Origin of the sequence: Micromonospora sp. NPDC051296, assembly GCF_040682255.1 — a bacterium.
Lineage (GTDB): Bacteria > Actinomycetota > Actinomycetes > Mycobacteriales > Micromonosporaceae > Micromonospora > Micromonospora craterilacus.
In genome coordinates, this window is record NZ_JBFBAO010000457.1 from 1 (window position 1) to 4,795 (window position 4,795).

General features: G+C 74.6%; 5 protein-coding genes. 2 read left to right on the forward strand and 3 right to left on the reverse strand.

Translation table 11 applies throughout. From position 1 onward, the window contains the following. Nucleotides 1–176: 176 nt before the first annotated feature. A complete protein-coding gene (locus tag AB0M52_RS30685) occupies nucleotides 177–1,406 on the forward strand; it encodes an MFS transporter (RefSeq protein ID WP_363960948.1) in 1,230 nt (409 codons plus the stop codon). Between the two features lie 16 nt (nucleotides 1,407–1,422). On the opposite strand, the gene AB0M52_RS30690 is transcribed toward AB0M52_RS30685, so the two are convergent. Further along, complete coding sequence (locus AB0M52_RS30690) at nucleotides 1,423–1,836, reverse strand: YchJ family protein (RefSeq protein ID WP_363960950.1); 414 nt, start codon at nucleotides 1,834–1,836, stop codon at nucleotides 1,423–1,425. Between the two features lie 91 nt (nucleotides 1,837–1,927). Here AB0M52_RS30690 and AB0M52_RS30695 point away from each other — a divergent pair, with 91 nt between their 5' ends. Continuing rightward, complete coding sequence (locus AB0M52_RS30695; RefSeq protein ID WP_363960952.1) at nucleotides 1,928–2,644, forward strand: MBL fold metallo-hydrolase; 717 nt, start codon at nucleotides 1,928–1,930, stop codon at nucleotides 2,642–2,644. Between the two features lie 8 nt (nucleotides 2,645–2,652). Here the strand turns inward: AB0M52_RS30695 and AB0M52_RS30700 are convergent, their stop codons facing one another. Together AB0M52_RS30700 and AB0M52_RS30705 are read right to left on the reverse strand one after the other, a co-directional pair. Then, nucleotides 2,653–3,264, reverse strand: a complete 612-nt coding sequence (locus AB0M52_RS30700; RefSeq protein ID WP_363960954.1) for a hypothetical protein — start codon at nucleotides 3,262–3,264, stop codon at nucleotides 2,653–2,655. Nucleotides 3,265–3,796: 532 nt separating this feature from the next. Beyond that, the gene (locus AB0M52_RS30705) at nucleotides 3,797–4,288 is read right to left on the reverse strand and encodes a hypothetical protein (protein ID WP_363960956.1); all 492 of its coding nucleotides are present in this window, start codon (nucleotides 4,286–4,288) and stop codon (nucleotides 3,797–3,799) included. Between the last annotated feature and the right edge of the window lie 507 nt (nucleotides 4,289–4,795).

Consider the following 4,795-nt stretch of genomic DNA (forward strand, 5'->3'; position numbering starts at 1 on the left):
GGACCACCGCGGTCCCGTCCCGCGACGCGTCCCGGTATCGCCATGGCACACCCCCGCGATGCCGGGTTAGCATCACCGCCATGACCTGGCGACATTGATGAGTCCTCCGAGGCCGTGGGCCGCCCGCGGTCGCCGTTGCACCGGCGTCCGTGACCCGTCCCACCTGGAAAGGCCTCATGACCCTCACCTCGACGGGTGTCCGCCGGCTGGCGGCCACCCTCTACGCGTACGCGTTCCTCACCGACCTCGTCCTGCTCTACCCGGTGTACGCGCTGCTGTTCGCCGACACCGGCCTGTCGGTCCGGCAGATCTCCTCGCTGTTCGTGATCTGGGCGCTGGCCGGCATCGTGCTGGAGGTGCCCTCCGGCGCGTGGGCTGACGCGACCTCGCGGCGCCGGCTGCTCTGCCTCGCCCCGCTGTGCACGGCCGCCGGCTTCGCCCTGTGGACGTTCACGCCGTCCTATCCCGCGTTCGCCGTCGGGTTCGTCCTCTGGGGAGCCGGCGGCGCGCTCGCCTCCGGTGCGCTGGAGGCACTGGTCTTCGACGAACTCGACCACCTCGGCGCCGCCGACCGGTACGCCCGCACCATCGGCCGGGCCCGCACCGCCGGCACCGTCGGCGTGCTCGGGTCGATCCTGTTGGCCGGTCCGGTGCTCGGGCTCGGCGGCTACCTGGCCGTCGGTGCCGCCAGCGTGGCGGCCTGCCTGCTCGCCGCGGCCGTCGCCGCCCGCTTCCCCGAACACCACCGGCCCGCCGCCGACGCCGAGGAGCCCGGCTGGTGGCCGGGCCTGCGGGCGGGCATCGTCGAGGTACGCGGCGACCGGGCGGTACGCGCAGCCGTGCTGCTGGTCGCGGCGGTCACCGCGGTCTGGGGCGCGCTGGACGAGTACACCCCGCTGCTGGCCCGGGACACCGGCGTCGCCCTGACGACGGTGCCCCTGCTGCTCCTGCTCGTCACGGTCGGGCAGATCGCCGGTGGCCTGCTCGCCCCGGCCGGCCAGCGGCTGCGCACCCCCGGGTACGCGCTCCTGCTGGCCGGCTCGGCACTGGCCCTGGCCGGGGGCGCGCTGCTCCGCCGGCCGGCCGGGTTCCTGCTGGTGGCCGTGGCGTTCTGCGGCCTCCAACTCGCCTCGGTGCTGGCCGACGCACGGTTGCAGGCGCGGATCAACGGGCCCGGCCGGGCCACCGTCACCTCGCTGGCCGGGATGGCGACCGACCTGACCATCATCGTGGTGTACGCCGGGTTCGGCCTGGTCGCCACCGTGGCCGGCAACGGGGTGGCGTTCGCGGTCGCCGCCGTGCCGTACCTGCTGGTCGCGGCGACGCTGGCGACCCGGGTGGCAGGTGGCCGGACCCGGCCCGAGCCGGTGCCGGATCCGACGCCGCCCGTCCGGACCGACGGGTGACGGCCGCCGGTCAGGGCTACTCGGCGTCGAGGTAGACCCAGCGCCCGTCCTCGCGGACGAAACGGCTGCGCTCGGTCAGCGTGCCGGGGCGGCCGCCCTCGCGGTAGTGGGCGCGAAATTCCACGGTGCCCGTACTGTCGAACAGGCCGCCCTGGTCAGCGCCGACGATCTCCAGACCGGTCCAGCGCTGGGCGAGATCGAGGAGCAGCCGGGGCGGCCGGGTACGGCTGTGCCAACTGCGCAGCAGGTAGTCCGGCTCGCCGACGACGAAGGCGGCGTATCGGGACCGCATCAGCGCCTCGGCCGTCGGCGCGTCGGCCTCGCCCCGGTGCAACCGCCCGCAACAGTCCGCGTACGGCAGACCGTGCCCGCACGGGCACGCTCCGGTCACCTCGGCCCGCCGCGCCGGTCGTCTGTCTCGCTTGGCCACGCTGCCATCCTTCCCGCCCCGGCACCGGCCGGACCCGCGGGGGTCGCCGCCGTATCCGCGCATCGGCTGCGGTGGATGGTAGGGTGCGCCGATGGCGCGGTCAGCCGCAGTTGCGCTCGCCCCGGGTGTCTGGCGCATCCCCACCGCCGGTCGGGCGCTGGTCAACTCGTACGCCCTGGTCGCCGACGACGGCAGCGTCACCCTCGTGGACTGCGGGGTGAAGCGCGCGCCGGCCCGGATCGTGCGCGGGCTGGCCGCGATCGGCAAGCGGCCCGCCGACGTCACCCGGATCGTGCTCACCCACGCCCACCCCGACCACGTGGGCGGGGCGGCCGAGGTGGCCCGCCGCACCGGCGCGCCGCTCGCCCTGCACGCCGCCGACGTGCCGTACGCCGAGGCCGGCAGGGCCGCGCCGGGAGATCCGACGGTCGGTGGCGCGCGGCTGTTCGCCCGCCTGTCGTCGGGCCGCTTCCCGGCCTTCGAGGTGGCCCAGCTGCTGGCCGACGGAGACCTGCTCGACGTCGGCGGCGGGCTGCGGGTGGTGCACACCCCGGGCCATTCGCCGGGTCACGTGTCGCTGTTGCACGAGCCGACGCGGGTGCTGATCACCGGCGACGCGCTGTTCAACGTGGCCGGCGTCCGGTGGCCCGTGAAGGCGTTCTGCGCCGACTTCCGGATGACCCAGCGCACCGCGCACGTGCTCGGCGAACTGGAGTACGACGTGGCCGCCTTCACCCATGGCCCGGAGATCACCGATCGGGCCCGGGAGCGGATCCGGAGCTTCCTCGGGCGGTTGTCCCGAGGGTGAACCGCCGCTCAGCGGGACCCGGTCCGGGCGCCGCGCCGGCTGCCGAACGACTCCATCGTCGTCGCCTTCTTCGCTGGCGTCGTGCTGGCCGCGCGGGACCGCGATGCCGCAGCCTGGGTGGCCGCCGTCTTCCTCGTCGCCGCCTTCTTCGTCGTCGTCTTCTTCGCCGGGGCCCTCGTGGCCGGTGCCTTCCCGGCCGGCGCCCTCTTCGTTGCCGCCTTCGTTGTCGCCCTCTTGGCTGTCGCCTTCTTCGTTGTCGCCCTCTTGGCGGTCGCCTTCTTCGTTGCCGCCTTCTTGGTGACCGCCGCTTTCTTGGTGACTGCCGCGGCCTTCTTGACCGCCGGTGCCGTCTTCGCGGCGGCGCCCTTCTTCGGGGTGGTGGCCTTCTTCGCGGCGGTGGCCTTCGCAGTGGGCCGGCGGGTCGGGGCGGCCGTGGCGGAGACCGTCTTCTTGCGGGCGGTGCGTGCGCTCGTCGGCGTGGGCTTCTCGCCGGGCGTCTTGGCGGCCGTCGCGCCGGTGGCCCGCTTCGCCACGGTGGCCACCTTTTTCGCCGCCGCCTTGCGCGGCATCGGGGCCTTGCGTGCCCCGGTGTGCTTCCTGGCCCGTCCTGCCTGCGCCATCGTCGCTCCTCGGGATCTGCCGTGGCGCAGGTCTTCCCGGCGCTCTGCCGGTCAAACGCCCGCGACCGGCCGGCGCCGTCAGGCTGCGGGGGCTCGGGCGGCAGCCTCGCGGCCCTGTGCCGGCCAGCGCGATCCCGCCACCGCTAGCTACGTCACCACCGCCCGCGCCGCGCTGCCTCCTGTGCCCGCGCCGCGCTGCCTCCTGTGCCCGCGCCGCGCCGCCTCCTGTGCCCGCGCCGTGGTTCACGGCATGGGCACGGTGCGGTGCCGCTTCGGGTGCCCGCGCCCGTCGATCACGGCACGGGCACGGTGCGGTGCCGCCTCAGGCGGCCGGCGCGGCCAGCCGGACCACCACCCGCGCCACGGCGGTGCCCAGTCGTGGCGCGGCCACCAGGGCCACCGTCGCGCCGACAGGCCCGCGCCCGTCGATCACGGCACGGCACGGTGCCGGCGCTGCGGAACTGGCCGCGCGCCTGTCGCGGAGTGGGTCTCACCCGACTCGCTGGTCTGGCTGGTGGAGTGGGGCCGCCGGTCACAGCGTCGCTGCGTTGGCCGCGTGGCGACGGCGACGGGCCAGGATGACGGCACCACCGAGCGCGGTGACGAGCAGGGTCGCGCCGGCGACCAGCGTTCCGGTGCGGTCGCTGCCGGCGCGGCCCCCGGCCTGGGCACCGCCGATCGGGGCGACCGTGAAGGTCGCGCTACCGCCGGGAGTGCTGTCGCCACAGGTGGCCACCACCGTGTACCTGCCCAGGGTGAAGCCGGCGGTGAACAGTTCGGCGCTCAGCCCGCCGCTCGCCGGGGCGGTGGTCGAGCGGACGTTCTGGTCCCGGTCGGGCCCGCTGACGTGGAAGATCGCGTCGCCGGCGTTCGGGTTGCAGCTGGTGGCGGTAAGTAGGGCGGTCCCACCGACCGGGGTGGTCGACGGCGACACGGTGGTGTCGGCCAGTGCCGCGCCCGGCAGCAGCAGCGCGCCGAGCGCAATGCTGCCAAACGCCGGTACGAGAACCCTGGTCGCCTTCATACGCGTCTTCCCTCACCGTGTCGTCCGCTGATTGATGGGACGTCGTTCGGGTGGCCAACTCAAAGCACAGGTGTGCCCAACACTAGGTGGGCCGGGCGCCCGATCCGGTGAAAACGAGGAGTTCTCGTCGCCGTCCCGTGTCGGCCTCGGATGCGGAGGCGTCGCGGAAGACCCGGGCACGGATTCGGTGGGTGCGGAATCACGCCGACGATCCCGTGGTCGGTGCAGGTTTGGCTGCCCGGAACGGTGGCCACGAGTCGCCGGTGGCCTGCTGCGCGCCGAGGTCGACCGGGCTGTCCTGGTGTCACGGCTGGGCGGATGGCGAGTTCCGCGTGGCGTCCGGCTGATCGCACCGAATGTCCGTTTCCGGGCGGCGGCTGGCCGGAATCGGCGGCGGGGTGGGGGCGTTGTGACCCGTGGCTGATCGAGCAGGGCCGCTTGCCCTCCGTGGGTGTGGGTGTGGCCGGCGGTTCGGCGGAATGATCCGGGCCGGTCGGTCGTTGTACA

Excerpts from the sequence above, each read along its gene's own strand:
- AB0M52_RS30685 (WP_363960948.1), top strand. The coding sequence starts at position 177 with ATGACCCTCACCTCGACGGGTGTCCGCCGGCTGGCGGCCACCCTCTAC.
- AB0M52_RS30695 (WP_363960952.1), top strand. The coding sequence starts at position 1,928 with ATGGCGCGGTCAGCCGCAGTTGCGCTCGCCCCGGGTGTCTGGCGCATC.
- AB0M52_RS30700 (WP_363960954.1), bottom strand. The coding sequence starts at position 3,264 with ATGGCGCAGGCAGGACGGGCCAGGAAGCACACCGGGGCACGCAAGGCC.
- AB0M52_RS30705 (WP_363960956.1), bottom strand. The coding sequence starts at position 4,288 with ATGAAGGCGACCAGGGTTCTCGTACCGGCGTTTGGCAGCATTGCGCTC.